We start from the raw sequence: 13,826 nt of genomic DNA, 5'->3' as shown, positions 1-13,826 counted from the left end.
GTCCGGTGATTGCGATCGACCGGGTCAAGATGGCCTTCACCGACCGGCATGGCGGCGTGAGCGCCGGGCCGTACGGCACGCGCAACCTGGGCGGGGCGGTGGGGGACGACCCGGAGGCGGTCGCAGAAAACCGGGCGAAGACCGCTGCGGAGCTGGGCCTCGACCAGGTCGTGTTCATGCGCCAGGTCCACGGCGCGGACGTCGCCCACGTGACCGCGCCCTTCGAAGGAGAGCCGCCCGCTCTGGACGGCGTCCTGACCGACCGGCCCGGCCTCGGGCTGGCCGTCCTGGTGGCCGACTGCGCCCCGGTGCTGCTGGCCGACCCCGTGGCGGGCGTCGTCGGCGGCGCCCACTCCGGCCGCCCCGGCACCGAGGCGGGGGTCGTCCCCGCGCTGGTCGAGGCGATGGCGGCGCGCGGAGCCGAGCCCGCCCGGATGGTCGCGATGATCGGGCCGTCGGCCTGCGGCCTGTGCTACGAGGTCCCCGCCGACCTGAGGGACAGGGTCGCCGGCCGGGTCCCCGAGACGTGGTCGGTCACCAGGGCGGGCACGCCCGCCCTCGACCTGCGGGCCGGAATCGCGGCCCAGCTGGCGCGGGCGGGGGTGCCGGACGTCAGGCACGACGGCCGCTGCACGATCGAGACCCCCGGCCTCTACTCGTACCGGCGGGAGCACCGCACGGGCCGCTTCGCCGGATACGTGTGGCTCCAGGCCTGAGGCCCCGCCTTCAATCCTGATCGCCATGCCCCTACGATCGGGCGTCATGGTCTTCACGCGATCCGACTGGCGTCTGATCATCTTGTGCCTTGTGGCCGTCGCGGGGACGGGCGTGACCCGCTTCGCCGGTGGCGGGACCGTCCTGCCCTTCGTGATCGCGGCTGTCGCGCTGGCGCTGCTGGCGAGCCTGGTGGGCCGCAGCGTGGAGGCGCTCGGAGACCGGCTCGGCGCCGGTGCCACCGGCGTGGTGCAGGGCGCGCTGGGCAACCTGCCCGAGCTGTTCGTGGTGTTGTTCGCCCTGCGTGACGGCCTCTACGAGCTGGCCAGCGCCTCGATCGTCGGGTCGATCCTCGCGAACCTGCTGCTCGTGCTGGGGCTGTCGTTCGTCGTCGGCGGCCTCAAGAACGGCACCCAGCGCTTCGTCGCCGAGTCCGCCCGCACCATGAGCCTGCTGCTGGTGCTCGCCGTCTTCGCACTGCTCATCCCGGCGCTCACCGCCGCCCTGCACACGCCGGCGGCCGGGCACGAGCGCGGGCTGTCGATCGTCGTGTCGATCCTGCTGCTCGCGCTCTTCGTGGCGTCGCTCCCGGCGGCCATCCGCCGCCGCACCAAAACGGAGACCGCCGCCGGGCCCTCGGAAACCGCCGGGACCCGCGAAACCGCCGGGGCACCTGAAACCGCCGGGGTCACCGCCTCCGCGCGCACGGGGCCAGGTGCGAGTGGCGCGGTGCCGGCGGGGGCGAAGGCCGCGGAGGAGCACGCACAAAAGGAGCACGTACAGGCGGAGAACGCGCAGGAAGGGGGCGACCAGGGGCATCACGGGCCCGCGTGGCCCCTCCAGCTGGCCCTCGGCATGCTCGCCGCCGCCGCGATCGGCGCGGCGTTCGTCTCCGAGTGGTTCGTGCACGCGCTGCAGCCCGCCATGACCACGCTGGGCATCTCCCAGGCGTTCGCCGGTCTGGTGATCGTCGCCATCGCGGGCAACGCGGTCGAGAACGCCGTCGGCATCCAGCTCGCGGCCCGCAACCAGTCGGACTACGCCCTGTCGGTGATCCTGCAGAGCCCGCTGCAGGTCGCTCTGGTCGTGGCGCCGGCCCTCGTCCTGCTGTCGCCGCTGGTCGGGGCGTCGTTCACACTCGTGCTGCCGCCGTTGCTGATCGCCGCGCTCATCATCGCCGTCCTCGTGACGGTCATCGTGGTGCTGGACGGCGAGTCGAACTGGCTGGAGGGCGCCACGCTGATCGTGCTCTACTGCGTGATCGCCGCCGCCTTCTGGTGGGGCTGACCCCGGCGCCGCGCCTGCCTTACTTGCTGGGCACCACGATCTCGGAGTTGCCCGGCGCGTAGACCGTGATGCCCTGCGGCAGCGACTTGAGCTTGTCGATCTCGGCGCAGGCCGGGCACTTCTCGTAGCCGGTCTGGCGGGCCTGGTCGGCCCTGGCCCTGGCCTCGGCGGAGTCCACCTCGGCCTGCGCCTGGGCGACGGCGGCGCTCGCGGCCAGTGAGCCGTCCACGGCCTTCTGCACGTCCTGCGGCAGCGTCACCCGGACGAGGTTGAAGCGCAGGCCGGTGAGGAACCGGTCGCCGAGCATCTGGGCGAGATCGCGCTCCAGGGTGGTGTTGATCGCGTTCTGCACGCGGGCGATGCCCCCGTTGGCGTCGCGCGGCTGGAGCGTGACGCCCCGCCTGGCGCTGTCGACCATCTCGCACGAGGGGACGAGGTCCGCGCAGCGCATGGCGCCCACCTGCACGCGCAGGGCGTTGTCCACCACCGGGCGGACGGCCTGGCCGAAGAACGCCGACCAGCCCTCGCCGTCCTCCCAGGCGTACCGCTGCTCGTCGTCCTGGCCGCGGAACGTCCGCGTGCCGAACTTGTCGTCGAACCGCTTGAGCGTCTCGTGATCGAGGTTGAGCGTGAAGTAGAGCGTGCCCTCGATCCCCAGGTTGACCCCGTCGCTGCTCGGGACCGTCACCACGTCGACGCCGAGGTTGGTGGCCCGCTTGGGATCGGCCGTGATCGTGTAGAAGCGCTGCTGAGCCGGGTACTTGTGCGACGAGGACCACAGTCCGGTCCACGTCAGGCCCGAGCTCGGGTCGATGATCTGGCGGATCCCGCTGTCGTCGAACGGCCCGCCGTCCCGGACGACGGCGATCTCGCCGCCGTCGGTCCGGTCGAAGCCGGTGGCCGCCCCGAAAAGCGTCACGAGAGCGAAGAGGCCGGCGGCGGCGATCGCCCCCGCCGTGAGGGCTCGGCTCAGTCCCATGGAGAACGCTCCTTGGATGGGGGATTTCATCCAACATAAGAATCGTTCAACAATTCGACAAGAGAACTGGCGGATGATTTCCTGCGATCCGTGGACAGGGACGTGAGCATGGACATGGACGGCAGCGCGGGCAGGGACGTGCACGGCGGCGTGGGCGGCGGCGTGGGCAGGGACGTGGGCAGGGACGTGGGCAGGGACGCCGCCGTCGCACGGCTTGAGCAGGACCGGATGCGGCTGGGGCGTACCAGCACCGCCGAGCGGGTCGCCGACATCCTCCGCGACCGCATCACGGAGGGGATCTTCGGGCCTGGGGAGCGGCTGTCCGAGGAGGCCATCGGCACGGCCCTCGGCGTCTCCCGCAACACGTTGCGGGAGGCGTTCCGGCTGCTGGTCCACGAACGGCTGCTGGTCCACGAGCTCAACCGCGGGGTCTTCGTCCGGGTGCTCTCCCAGACCGACCTGGTCGACGTCTACCGGGTCCGCAGGGCCATCGAGTGCGCCGCCGTACGGCGGGGAGGAGACCCCGGAGGCGACGGCGGCCGGGCGGCCGTCGCCGCGATGCGGGAGGCCGTGGACGACGCCGAGCGCGCGGCGGCGCAGGGCCGGTGGAGCGACGTCGGCACCGCGAACATCCGGTTCCACCAGGCGCTGGTGGGGCTCGGCGGCAGCCGCCGGCTGGATGAGATCATGCGGCAGCTCCTCGCCGAGCTGCGGCTCGTCTTCCACGCCATGGACAACCCGAGGTCGTTCCACGAGCCGTTCGTGGCCCGGAACCGCCACCTGGCCGAGCTGATCGAGACGGGGCGCGCCGAGCAGGCGGCCAGTGCCCTGGAGAGCTACCTCGACGACGCCGAGGCGCTGCTGGCCACCGCCTATTCGGCCCGGCGGGGCACGGAGGGGCGAGGCGGCGCGCCCGTCCGTCCCTGACGCGGGGCGAGCGGGCGCGCCCGGTCATGGGCCCTCCGGGACGCCCTCGGCGGCGAGGCGGGCGAGCTCGATACGGGAGCCGATGCCGAGCTTGCGGAAGACCTGGCGGAGGTGGAACTTGACCGTGTGCGGGGAGACGAACATCTGCGCCGCCACCTGGGGATTGGTCAGCCCCCGGGCGACGAGCACGGCGACGTCGCGTTCGGTGTCGGTCAGGCTCGCCCATCCGGACACCGGCCGTTCCGCCTGGATCCAGTGGCGGCGGCGGACGCCGAGCTCGCGCAGCCGGGCCCGGACGCGGGCCGCGTCCCGCGTGGCGCCGGTGCCCTGGTAGCCGTCGAGCGCCCGGTCCAGGGCGTGGACCGCCGCCTCCCGCTCGCCGGCGGAGCGGGCGAGAAGCACGCCGAGATCCTCCGAAGCCGAGGCGCGGCTCCAGGGGTCCGGGTGGGCGGTGGCGCGGCACAGGGCGGCGCGGTCCTGGTGCAGGACGCCGTGGGCGTGGGCGGCGGCCGCGGTGAGGGTGGGGAAGCCGGGGTTGCGGGCGGCGAGGCGCCCGGCCGCGGCGGCCACGGTCTGCGCGCCGGACCGGTCGCCGGCGGTGAGGGCGGTCCGGGTCAGCCAGGCGGCGGCGGCCGGTTCGGACATGAGGAGCCAGCACCGCTCGGCGGGGTCGCCGAACACCGCGCCGAGCACCCGCATCGCCCGGCCGGGGCCGTCCTGCGCCTCGGCGGCCAGCGCCGCGGCCCAGTCGCCCCACCCGATGCCGCACTGCGCGCCCTGGCTGGCCTGACGCTGCGACCCGTGCCGCTCGGCGTAGGTGGCGGCGGCGTCGATGTCGCCGCGGCGCACGGCGACGATGGCGAGCACGGCGATCCCCATGATCGCGAAGGCGTCCGTGCCCAGCTCGCCGGCCATGGCGAGCCCGCTCTGGGCCTCGGCGGCGGCGTCGTCGAGGCGGCCCTCGGCGAGCCGCAACCGGGCGCGGAAGAGCGCGGGGCAGGCGCCGAACGCGGTGTGCCCGAGCGCTGTGATCTCCTCGGCGGCGGCCTGGAGGGCGGTCTCCGCCTCGTCGAACCGGCGCGCGTCCGTGAGCAGGGTGACCAGTTGCAGGACGGGGTGCGCGTGCCGGGCCCGGATCGGCCCGCCGGCCGCGATGCGCATCGCCGCACGCACGTGGTCGACCGCGCAGGCCGCCCGACCCTCCACCACAGCGATCATGGTAAGCAGCAGGTGGGCCCCCACCAGGGCCAGGGCGCTGTGGCGCTCCTCCGCGGCGACGACGGCCTCCGCCTGCTCCCGCCCGCGCCGGTGGTCGTGGCTGGCGAACAACCCCTGGAACCGCACCTGCTCCGCCAGGTCGCGCAGCTCGCCGGAAAGGTCCTCCTCGGTGAGCGCCTCGTCCGCCTCCGTGACCGCGTCCACCGGCCGTCCGGTCAGCAGCAGGACGTGGGCCAGCTCGTAGTGCAGCCTGGCGACCTGGCAGGGTGACACGGCGTGTCTCAGCGCCGAGCGGGCGAGCTGCGAAGCCTCGGCCAGCCGCCCGGTGGTCGTCAGGGCGTAGACGGCGGTCATCGTACGGTCGAACCGGTCCGGGTCGGTGACGGGGGTGAGATCGAGCGCACGAAGTGCGAGGTCGGCCGCGGTCTGCGGGGAGGAGGGCAGGACCTCGTGCGTGGCCCGGTCGAGGCCGTCCAGCGTCCGGGCGTCGCCGGGCCGGGCCTGGCACATCAGGTGCGCGGCGGCGGGGATGGCCGAGCCGCCGCGTCCGAGCAGCATCTCCCCGGCCTGCCGGTGGAGGGCCTGGCGGACCGGAGGGGAGATGGTCTCGGTCACCGCCTGCCACAGCATCTCGTGCCGGAACCTCAGCGTGTCGGAGCCGGGGACCACGGCCCCCGTGGCCTCCGCCTCCTCCAGGGCCGGGAGCAGCCGGCTGGGTGGTTCGCCCAGCATGTCCGCCAGGTCGTCCACCGAGAACGAGCGGCCGAGCACGGCCGCCACCTGGAGCAGGTGCCGGGCGTGCGGGGAGAGCCTGGCCAACCGGTGGCGCCAGATCTCCTTCATCCGCCGCGGCAGGCGTTCCGAGACGAGGTGGGCCCGGCCGCCCGATATCTCGATCGCCTTCTCCTCGCACAGCCCGCCGAGCAGCTCGCCGAGCATGCACGGGTTGCCTCCCGCTCCCGCCGCCAGAGCGAGCAGCTCAGGCTCGGGGCCCGCCTCCAGCACATCGGTGATCACCTCGGCCACCGCCTGGTCGTCCAGCGGCCCCAGGACGATCCGCCACGCGCCGTCGCGCTCCAGGACGTCGAACAGGCGCTCCACTTCGCCGCCGCCGGTCCTGCGGGACAGGATCCACGCCAGCGGGTAGGAGGCCAGCTCGGGGATGAGCGACCGCAGCGCCAGAATCGTCGTCGGGTCGGCCCAGTGCAGATCGTCGAGCACCATCAGGAGCGGGCCGGCGGCCGCCCGTTCCTCCAGCAACGCCTGTAGCCGCTCCACCAGCGACAACCGGAGGTCCACGACATCCGGAGGCGGCGGGGACATGGCGGCCCGGAGCGTCAGGGCCGACTTCCCGAGGGCCGCCAGCAGCGGCCCAAGCGGCATCAGCCGGCCCGGCTCGTCCGCCGCGGCCCGTGCGAGAGCGAACCCCCGCTCCGCCGCGGCCTCGACCGCGCCGTCCAGCAACCGGGTCTTGCCCATCCCCGGCCGGCCCTCGACCAGCAGCACCCCGCCCCGGCTGCTCTCGGCGGTCCGCAGCAGACCGGCGACGACCGCCCACTCCTGGGCCCGGCCGCGCCTGCCCGGCGATGACGCGTGGCCGGCGAGGGCGTCCGCGGGTTGCTGGAACACGACATCTCCAACGTACCCAGTCCTTTGTCTCCTGCCCGATCGGGGGATGTGGAAGGCGGGCTCACCGTGGGAAGGCGCGCGCCGCGCCGTCGCCGACGTCCGATTCCCGGGCGCCGGAAACGGGGAGCCTGAGCACGAACCGCGCCCCGCCGGCGGGGGAGTCCGCGGCGTGGAGCGTGCCCCGGTGCGCCCGGACGATGTCGTACGAGATCGCCAGGCCGAGCCCCACTCCCGCGTCGTCCCGGCGGCGCGCAGCGTCCAGGCGGGTGAACCGCTGGAAGATCCGCTCCCGATCCGCCTCGGCGATCCCGTCGCCGTCGTCGTCGACGGTCAGCTCGGCGGCGTCGCCGCGGCGGGCCACCTCGACGAGCACCGTCTTCTCGGCGTGCCGCTGGGCGTTGTCGAGCAGGTTGGCGAGGACGCGGGTCATCTGGGACACGACGGCGTCGACGGTCACCCCCGTCTGAAGCCGGACGCCGACGGGCAGGCGGTCCACCCTCCGGGCGACCTCGCCGCGGACCAGCGCGGCGAGGTCCAACGGACGCGCCTCGCGGGTCCGGCCCTCCTCGAGCCCGGCGAGCTGAAGCAGGTCGGTGATGATGGCCTCCAGCCGGTCCACGTTCCTCAGCGCCCGTCCGACGAGATGGCCGAGGTCGGTGTGGCGGGGATGCAACCGCGCCTCGTCCAGATCCGCGCGCAGCGCGGCGAGGGGAGAGCGCAGCTCGTGGGAGGCGTCGGCGACGAACCGCCGCTCCCGCTGGAGCCGCCCCTCCAGCTCCCGGGTCCTGCTGGTCAGGGCCTGGATCGTCCGCGCGAGCTCGTCCTCGCGCGGGACGCGGTCGTCCCCCAAGCCGGTCAGGGCTTTCATCGATGATCTCCTTCTCCGGTCGGCTCCGCCGCATGGGGATGGCGGGATGGCATCGATCGTCGCCGGTGCTCTCCGGGGCCCACATCAGCCGGACGGGTAGGTCCGCACAGACGCGTGAGCGGGCCTCCACCGGGCCGCGGGCTTGCGTGCCGCTTGCACGCGATCGGCCTTGCGGCGGCAAGCGGCGCTCAAGGGACCTGCAGGCAGGCCCGCCTATCAATGAGGTGCAGCCCCGGGCGGCAACGGCCAGACCGGGAACCACACGCACCAGGAGATCACGATGAAGCGCACCCTTCTCGGTCTGGCCGCCGCCGCGATCGCAGGTCTGGCCGTCACCGCTCCTCTCACGATCATGGCCGGCCCCGCCTCCGCGACCGGCGACTACGGCCCCGACACCTGCCGCGAGGGCTACGTCTGGCGGGAGGCCCGCACGGGCGACGTCGTCTGCGTCACCGGTGCGACGCGCACCCAGACCGCCGCGGACAACAGCGTCAAGGCGAGCCGCTGGACCTCCGGCCCGTTCGGCCCGCACACCTGCGTGACCGGCTACGTCTGGCGTGAGGCCTTCGCCGGCGACGACGTCTGCGTCGTCCCTGCGGTCCGCTCCCAGGCGCGGGCCGACAACGCCGCGGCCGCCGACCGCAAGGTCTCGGCCCGCCTGTGGATCAGCCGGTACACCGTGCCGCCGCGCGACAACGGCGACGGCACCTCGACCAGCACGTCGGTCGACGACATCCCGCGGCTCAAGCTGAACGGCGACCACTACAACTTCGGCCAGGTCAGGCTGTACATCCGCTACACCACCGGGCGGCTGTACTGGAGCGGAACGGTGAACGCCACGGCCCACACCGGCTACGCGGGCGGCAGCTTCGGCAAGAAGACCGGCGCGTTCGACTGCGCCGCACCGGGCCGTCCCGCCAACGCCTACGCCCAGGCGTACGACGTGCTCTCCGGCCGCTGGTCGGCCCGTGTCCCGGTCCGCGTCGGCTGCGCCGTGCTCTGACCGTCCGCGCCCGCCTCGACCACCCGCCCACTACATGGACCGGCCCTTCCTGGGCCGGTCCATTCGTGCGGTGCGCCCGGATGGGCGCCCGGCTTCTCGCCGTCCCACCGGGCTCCGGGCGGGATCCACGGGCCCTACCTGGGTGAGATGTAGCCGGTCGTCTCGCACTCCATCCCGGACGAGGCGACGATGGAGCCGTTCTGGTACAGCCATGTCCTGCCGCACCACTTCTGGTTTCCGGCGAGGTTCCTCGAGAGGACAGCCGTGGCGCAGCTCGTCCCCGTGCAGGTGTCGGTGCCCATGGCCACGTTCGTGCCGTCCCGGTAGAGCGCGACGGTGACCGACATGTTGACTGAGCTGGAGCAGTGCCCGGACCCGATGGCGATCATGTAGCCGCCGTCCCAGTACGGAGTCTCGGCCAGCGCGTAGCAGGTGGCCGCCTGCGCGGGCGCGGGGAGGGCGTTGAGCGGGACCACGACCATGATCACGCCGGCGACGATCGACAAGACCTTCTTCATCTGAGTCAAGTCCTTTCGAGGGGGTCTGGTCGCGATGCTACGACGGCTTCCCGCGCTTTCCCCGGCCCGATCTTTTCGGGTGCCCGGTGTGGTCCTTTCGGTCCGGAAGCGTTCGAAAGGTCACGAACGGGGTAGCTGGAGTCCCCACAGGAGCCGCCGCGGCCGGCCCGCGACCCGGTCCGCGGCGGCGTCCCCCCTGATACCGAGGTGAGAACTGACATGGGAACCGCGACAAAGGTGCCGGAGACCCGGTCCATGAGCGGCGACGAGCTCTCGGCCGACGACGCCTACGCCGCGATCAAGCGGTACGGCGGCTGGCACCTGGTCCGGGACTCGATCGTGCGGTTCAGATACGGCGACGGCGTGAGCCACGCCCGCGCTCTGGCGTTCCAGGTCCTCCTCGCCATCATCCCCGGGGCGATCGCCGTCGTGGGCCTGAGCTCGGTGCTCCACCAGGAGGACTTCGGGCGGCTCCTGGAGCTGACGCTGCGCCGCCTCACCCCGGGCACCGGCTCGCAGGTGATCACGGAGACGCTCGACCAGAGCCACCACAACGGCGGTTCCGGCGGCACGCTCGCGCTGTGGTTAGGACTGCTGACCGCCGTGGTGTCGCTCACCACCGCCATGGGCCAGTTCGAGCGCGGCGCCAACCGCATCTACGGCGTCGAGCGCGACCGCCCCTTCAAACGCAAGTACGGCAGGGCGCTGCTGATGGCCGTGACGGCCGGCATCCTCATGAGCGTCGGCTTCGTCATCCTCGTCGGCGGCGGCGCCGTCGGCGACGCGGCCGCCCAGGTCTACGGCTGGGGCGACGCCGGCAAGTCGTGGTGGAGCCTGCTGCGCTGGCCGGTCGGCTTCCTGCTCGCGGTCCTGTCCATCTCGGTTCTGTTCCGCTCCTCGCCCCGGCGCAGGCAGCCGGGTCACACGTGGCTGGCGGTGGGCGCCACCGTGGCCGTGCTGCTGTGGACGCTGTTCACCTGGCTGCTGGCCTTCTACACAGCGAGCAGCGGGACGTTCGGCGCGACCTACGGCCCGCTGACCGCGGTCATGGCGCTGCTGCTGTGGTCGTTCCTCAGCTCGATGGCCCTCTTCCTCGGCCTGGCGTTCTCGGCCCAGCTGGAGGCGTGCCGGGCGGGCCGGGGCGAACCTGCGGCGCCGGACCCGGGACCGACCGCCCAGCAGGAGCGGCAGCCCGTTGTGAGCGGCCGATGAGCTGGTGGAACAGGCGGATCAATCCCGAGCGCAGGCTCGGGCGGCGGCTCATCCAGGCGACGGGGGCGCTGGCCGTCGCCGCGGTGCCGTTCACGGCTCTGCTGGTCCTCGTCGAGACCTCGTTCGCCCCCCTCAAGCGGCTCGACCAGGGCGCGGCCGACGACCTGCACGCGCAGGCGATCGCGCATCCCGCGTTCGCCCGGTCGATGGAGCTGATCAGTGACGTCTTCCAGCCCCTGACCTGGCGGGTCGCGGTCGGCGCCGCGGTGGCGTGGCTGCTCTACCGCCGGGCGCGCAACCTCGCCATCTGGGCGGCCACCACGATCACCGTGGGCGGGCTGCTCGGTCTCGGCCTGAAGGTGCTCGTGGCCCGGGCCCGCCCGCACCTGCCCGACCCCGTCGCGCTCGCGCCGGGCGCGTCGTTCCCCTCCGGGCACACCGTGAACGCGACGCTCGGGTCGGGGATCCTGCTGCTGCTCGTCCTCCCCCTGGTGAAGGGGCGCTGGAAGGCGCTGGCCTGGGGGCTCGCCGTGGTCATCTCGCTGGCCGTGGGCTTCAGCCGGGTCGCGCTCGGCGTGCACTGGGTCAGCGACGTGCTGGCCGGGCTCGTGCTGGGCGTCGCCGTCGTGGCGGCCACCGCCGTCGCGTTCGAGGCCTGGCGCAGGGACCTCGGCCGCCGGCCGGCCGAGACGTACAAGGAAGGCGTCGAGCCGGAGGCCAGACGCAAGATCTCACCGAAAGGGAGGACGACGTGAGCAGCGACAGCGACCACGACAAGGAGGGCGGCGCCCCGGCGCGGGTGGTGGTGGCCGAGGTGGCACGGCGCATCCTCCTGCCGCTGGTGCTCATGGCAGCCGCCACGCTGGGAGTCGGTCTCCTGATCACCAAGGTGCTCAATCACTCGGCGTTCATCGCCGGCGACGAGGCGGTCAGCCGGGAGATCGCGCAGGACCGCACGCCGTTCTGGAACGACGTCACCCATTACGGCTCCCGCCTGTCGGACACACCCGTGATCATCGTGATCACGGCCATCATGGTCGTGGTCTTCCGGCTGGCGTTCCACCGCTGGCGCGAGTCGCTGTTCCTGGTCCTCGTCGTCTGCGCACAGTCGGCGATCTTCCTGCTGGCCACCGTTTTCGCCCAGCGCCCCCGGCCGTACGTGAAGCATCTGGACCCGGCGCCGCCGACATCGAGCTACCCCTCCGGTCACACCAGCGCGGCGGTGGCGTTCTACTGCGGCGTCGCGCTCGTGCTGACGCTCCACACCCACCGGCACGCCATTTTGAACGCGCTGTGGTGGTTCCTCGGCCTCGGCGCCTCCCTCTCGGTGGCCGGCTCGCGGCTCTACCGGGGCATGCACCACCTGACGGACGTGAGCTGGGGGCTCCTCCTCGGCGTCGTCTGCCTGGCGGTGCTGGGCCACGCCCTCCTGATACGGCCGGTGACCGCGGCGTCCCGGCGCTCGGCGCCCGCCGTACCCACCGGGGCCCGCGCCGACGCGGCCGCCACCTGACGCGGACTCATGCGAGCTGCCGCCCGGCCAGGGGACGCGACCCCGGCCGGGCGGCTCAGGCATGCACCGGTCAGACGGTGAGGCCGGTCAGACGGTGAGGCCGGTCAGGCCCGTGAGGCGGCAGGCGTCGGCCCAGCGGGCGGGGTCGACGGCGGCCTCCCGCCCGGGGGACGGCTCGACCAGAGCCCAGCAGTCGTCGATCGTCCCGGCCAGCAGGTCCCGCAGCAACGGGTCGGGATCGGGCACGCAGGCCTGCGCGATGCCGCGGACCGCGAGCTGCACCGTGTTCGGGGCGGCGTACCTGCGGAACCCCTTGGCGGAGATCCGCACGCCACGCCCGAAGGTGTGCGCCCAGCGTGCCGCCTCGGGCACCTGGGCCAGCGCCCGTCTGCTCCGCTCGCCGAGGTCGCCCGCGGGCCGCCCCTCCATCTCGGCCAGCACGTACTCGGCCGACAGGACGGAGACCGCCATGGCGAGCTGGCGCTCGTGCGCCACGACGGGCAGCGCCGCCGTCGCGCAGCGCAGCGCGATCCGGGCGTCGATCCGCGGGTCGTCGCCGGTGAGCCCGATCACCGACGGGATGAGCCCGGCGAGGGCGGGGCGGGCCTCGTCCGACGTGTGGTCGTTGACGAGGCGCGCGAGCCCGGCGAGGAGCGGATGCGTGCACGATGGATGGTCGCTCCACCGCTCACCTGCGAGGTAGGACGCGAGCTCCATGAAGCAGGCGCCCTTGCTGGGATTGCGATGCTTGCCGCGCGACAGCATCGGCATTGCCGGAGGCATGTGACCGTGCACGAGCTACTCCAGAAAATCGCCCATCTTGTCCATTCCAGTGTGCGCTCGCCGGGCAGCCTTGAGAAGAACCCCCTTCTCCACTTGTACGGGACGGCTCGGCTTGTACGGGACGGCTCGGCGGCCGTGTCCGGATGAACCGGTGCGGCCGGGCCCTCTACGGGAGACCGGATCTGGAGTAGAAACGGTCCAGCCTGTTTCGCGGGCGTTCGTCCACGGAAGGGAGGCCGCGCGTGAGTACAGAACCGGGCGGAGCGGGCTTCGTCGGGCGCGAGCACGAGCTGGGACGCCTGTGCGCGGCATGGGAGCGCGCCCGTCGGGGCGAGGCCGTGATCGCCGGGATCGAGGGTGACCCTGGCATCGGGAAGACCGCCCTGGTCCGGAGGTTCACCGAGCTCGCCGCCCCCCGGGCCCGGGTCTGGGTCAGCGGCGACGAGGTGGAGGCGGGGCTCCCGTGGGGCGTGCTCGCCCAGCTCCATCGGGCTCTGGGCGGGACGCCGCGCGGCGCCGGCCCCTGGGACCCGCGGGCCGACCCGTTGTTCGTCGGGCAGGACCTCGCCAGGACCCTCCAGGACGGCGGCGAGCTGCTCGTCGTGGTCGACGACGCGCACTGGGCCGACCACTCGTCGATGGCCGCCCTCCGGGTCGCCGCCCGGCGGCTGCTCGCCGACCCGGTCATGATCGTCGTCGTCCACGGGACGGGAGGCGGCGTCACCGGCGTCGCGCCGCCGCCCACTTACGGGGTGGGCGACGGATGGCGGAGGTTGTTCGAGGCGGACGGGGGGCTGCGCCTCAGGCTCGGCGGGCTGCCGGCGGGCGAACTGGCCCGGCTGGCCGTCGCGTGCGGCCGTCCCGGCCTGTCCCCGGCGGGGGCGGCACGCCTGCACGCGCACACGGGCGGCCACCCCCTCCACGTCCGGCATCTGCTGGACGAGCTTCCCCTGCACTCCATCGTCTTCGGGCACGGCCCGCTGCCCGCCCCCGAGCGCGTGGCGGCGGCCGTATCGTCGAGGCTGGGGGCCTGCGCGGAGGCCACCCGTGAGCTGGTCGCCGCCGGGGCCGTCCTCGGGCGCAGGTTCAGCCTCGCCGGCGTCAGGGACATGACCCCCGCCACCCCCGCCACCCCCGCCACCCCCGCCACCCCCGCCACCCCCGCCACCCCCGCC

The 13,826-nt window shown here is 73.5% G+C and carries 13 protein-coding genes; 8 read left to right on the top strand and 5 right to left on the bottom strand.

The annotated features are described in order from the left end of the window. The first annotated feature begins 29 nt into the window (after nucleotides 1–29). The gene (gene pgeF / locus AB0B72_RS14220; protein WP_367739323.1) at nucleotides 30–716 is read left to right on the top strand and encodes a peptidoglycan editing factor PgeF; all 687 of its coding nucleotides are present in this window, start codon (nucleotides 30–32) and stop codon (nucleotides 714–716) included. A 46-nt stretch (nucleotides 717–762) separates the two neighbouring features. Continuing rightward, nucleotides 763–2,001 carry a hypothetical protein gene (locus AB0B72_RS14215; protein WP_367739150.1) on the top strand — a complete coding sequence of 413 codons (1,239 nt, stop codon included), beginning with the start codon at nucleotides 763–765 and terminating at the stop codon, nucleotides 1,999–2,001. 19 nt (nucleotides 2,002–2,020) lie between these two features. On the opposite strand, the gene AB0B72_RS14210 is transcribed toward AB0B72_RS14215, so the two are convergent. After that, the gene (locus AB0B72_RS14210; RefSeq protein WP_367739149.1) at nucleotides 2,021–2,980 is read right to left on the bottom strand and encodes an SPFH domain-containing protein; all 960 of its coding nucleotides are present in this window, start codon (nucleotides 2,978–2,980) and stop codon (nucleotides 2,021–2,023) included. A gap of 90 nt (nucleotides 2,981–3,070) precedes the next feature. On the opposite strand from AB0B72_RS14210, the gene AB0B72_RS14205 reads away from it, so the two are divergent. Continuing rightward, nucleotides 3,071–3,907 (top strand): GntR family transcriptional regulator, encoded by an 837-nt coding sequence (locus tag AB0B72_RS14205; RefSeq protein WP_367739148.1) that lies wholly within the window; start codon nucleotides 3,071–3,073, stop codon nucleotides 3,905–3,907. 24 nt (nucleotides 3,908–3,931) lie between these two features. Here the strand turns inward: AB0B72_RS14205 and AB0B72_RS14200 are convergent, their stop codons facing one another. Together AB0B72_RS14200 and AB0B72_RS14195 are read right to left on the bottom strand one after the other, a co-directional pair. Further along, on the bottom strand, nucleotides 3,932–6,754 hold the full coding sequence (locus AB0B72_RS14200) for an AAA family ATPase (protein WP_367739147.1): 2,823 nt from the start codon (nucleotides 6,752–6,754) through the stop codon (nucleotides 3,932–3,934). 61 nt (nucleotides 6,755–6,815) lie between these two features. Then, nucleotides 6,816–7,622, bottom strand: a complete 807-nt coding sequence (locus tag AB0B72_RS14195) for a sensor histidine kinase (protein WP_367739146.1) — start codon at nucleotides 7,620–7,622, stop codon at nucleotides 6,816–6,818. A gap of 280 nt (nucleotides 7,623–7,902) precedes the next feature. Between AB0B72_RS14195 and AB0B72_RS14190 the strand changes: the two genes are divergently transcribed. After that, a complete protein-coding gene (locus AB0B72_RS14190; RefSeq protein WP_367739145.1) occupies nucleotides 7,903–8,625 on the top strand; it encodes a hypothetical protein in 723 nt (240 codons plus the stop codon). A gap of 134 nt (nucleotides 8,626–8,759) precedes the next feature. Here the strand turns inward: AB0B72_RS14190 and AB0B72_RS14185 are convergent, their stop codons facing one another. Continuing rightward, complete coding sequence (locus AB0B72_RS14185; RefSeq protein ID WP_367739144.1) at nucleotides 8,760–9,143, bottom strand: hypothetical protein; 384 nt, start codon at nucleotides 9,141–9,143, stop codon at nucleotides 8,760–8,762. A gap of 219 nt (nucleotides 9,144–9,362) precedes the next feature. Here AB0B72_RS14185 and AB0B72_RS14180 point away from each other — a divergent pair, with 219 nt between their 5' ends. Genes AB0B72_RS14180 through AB0B72_RS14170 form a run of 3 tightly spaced genes read left to right on the top strand, consistent with a single transcriptional unit; the run spans nucleotide 9,363 to nucleotide 11,868 of the window. Further along, nucleotides 9,363–10,355 (top strand): YihY/virulence factor BrkB family protein, encoded by a 993-nt coding sequence (locus AB0B72_RS14180; RefSeq protein WP_367739143.1) that lies wholly within the window; start codon nucleotides 9,363–9,365, stop codon nucleotides 10,353–10,355. Next, complete coding sequence (locus tag AB0B72_RS14175; RefSeq protein WP_367739142.1) at nucleotides 10,352–11,110, top strand: phosphatase PAP2 family protein; 759 nt, start codon at nucleotides 10,352–10,354, stop codon at nucleotides 11,108–11,110. Before AB0B72_RS14180 ends, AB0B72_RS14175 begins: the two co-directional genes overlap by 4 nt. Then, nucleotides 11,107–11,868 carry a phosphatase PAP2 family protein gene (locus tag AB0B72_RS14170; RefSeq protein ID WP_367739141.1) on the top strand — a complete coding sequence of 254 codons (762 nt, stop codon included), beginning with the start codon at nucleotides 11,107–11,109 and terminating at the stop codon, nucleotides 11,866–11,868. Before AB0B72_RS14175 ends, AB0B72_RS14170 begins: the two co-directional genes overlap by 4 nt. 87 nt (nucleotides 11,869–11,955) lie before the next feature. On the opposite strand, the gene AB0B72_RS14165 is transcribed toward AB0B72_RS14170, so the two are convergent. Continuing rightward, nucleotides 11,956–12,639, bottom strand: a complete 684-nt coding sequence (locus tag AB0B72_RS14165) for a hypothetical protein (protein ID WP_367739140.1) — start codon at nucleotides 12,637–12,639, stop codon at nucleotides 11,956–11,958. Nucleotides 12,640–12,893: 254 nt separating this feature from the next. Here AB0B72_RS14165 and AB0B72_RS14160 point away from each other — a divergent pair. Further along, the coding region (locus AB0B72_RS14160; RefSeq protein WP_367739139.1) for an AAA family ATPase at nucleotides 12,894–13,826 on the top strand (933 nt) is incomplete at its 3' end.

The sequence above is a fragment of the Microbispora sp. NPDC049125 genome, from assembly GCF_040802045.1.
In the GTDB taxonomy this organism is placed as follows: Bacteria; Actinomycetota; Actinomycetes; order Streptosporangiales; family Streptosporangiaceae; genus Microbispora.
This window is presented reverse-complemented; position numbering and strand designations above follow the sequence as displayed.

Excerpts from the sequence above, each read along its gene's own strand:
- AB0B72_RS14215 (WP_367739150.1), top strand. The coding sequence starts at position 763 with ATGGTCTTCACGCGATCCGACTGGCGTCTGATCATCTTGTGCCTTGTG.
- AB0B72_RS14165 (WP_367739140.1), bottom strand. The coding sequence starts at position 12,639 with ATGCCGATGCTGTCGCGCGGCAAGCATCGCAATCCCAGCAAGGGCGCC.
- AB0B72_RS14195 (WP_367739146.1), bottom strand. The coding sequence starts at position 7,622 with ATGAAAGCCCTGACCGGCTTGGGGGACGACCGCGTCCCGCGCGAGGAC.
- pgeF (WP_367739323.1), top strand. The coding sequence starts at position 30 with ATGGCCTTCACCGACCGGCATGGCGGCGTGAGCGCCGGGCCGTACGGC.
- AB0B72_RS14185 (WP_367739144.1), bottom strand. The coding sequence starts at position 9,143 with ATGAAGAAGGTCTTGTCGATCGTCGCCGGCGTGATCATGGTCGTGGTC.
- AB0B72_RS14180 (WP_367739143.1), top strand. The coding sequence starts at position 9,363 with ATGGGAACCGCGACAAAGGTGCCGGAGACCCGGTCCATGAGCGGCGAC.
- AB0B72_RS14175 (WP_367739142.1), top strand. The coding sequence starts at position 10,352 with ATGAGCTGGTGGAACAGGCGGATCAATCCCGAGCGCAGGCTCGGGCGG.
- AB0B72_RS14190 (WP_367739145.1), top strand. The coding sequence starts at position 7,903 with ATGAAGCGCACCCTTCTCGGTCTGGCCGCCGCCGCGATCGCAGGTCTG.
- AB0B72_RS14210 (WP_367739149.1), bottom strand. The coding sequence starts at position 2,980 with ATGGGACTGAGCCGAGCCCTCACGGCGGGGGCGATCGCCGCCGCCGGC.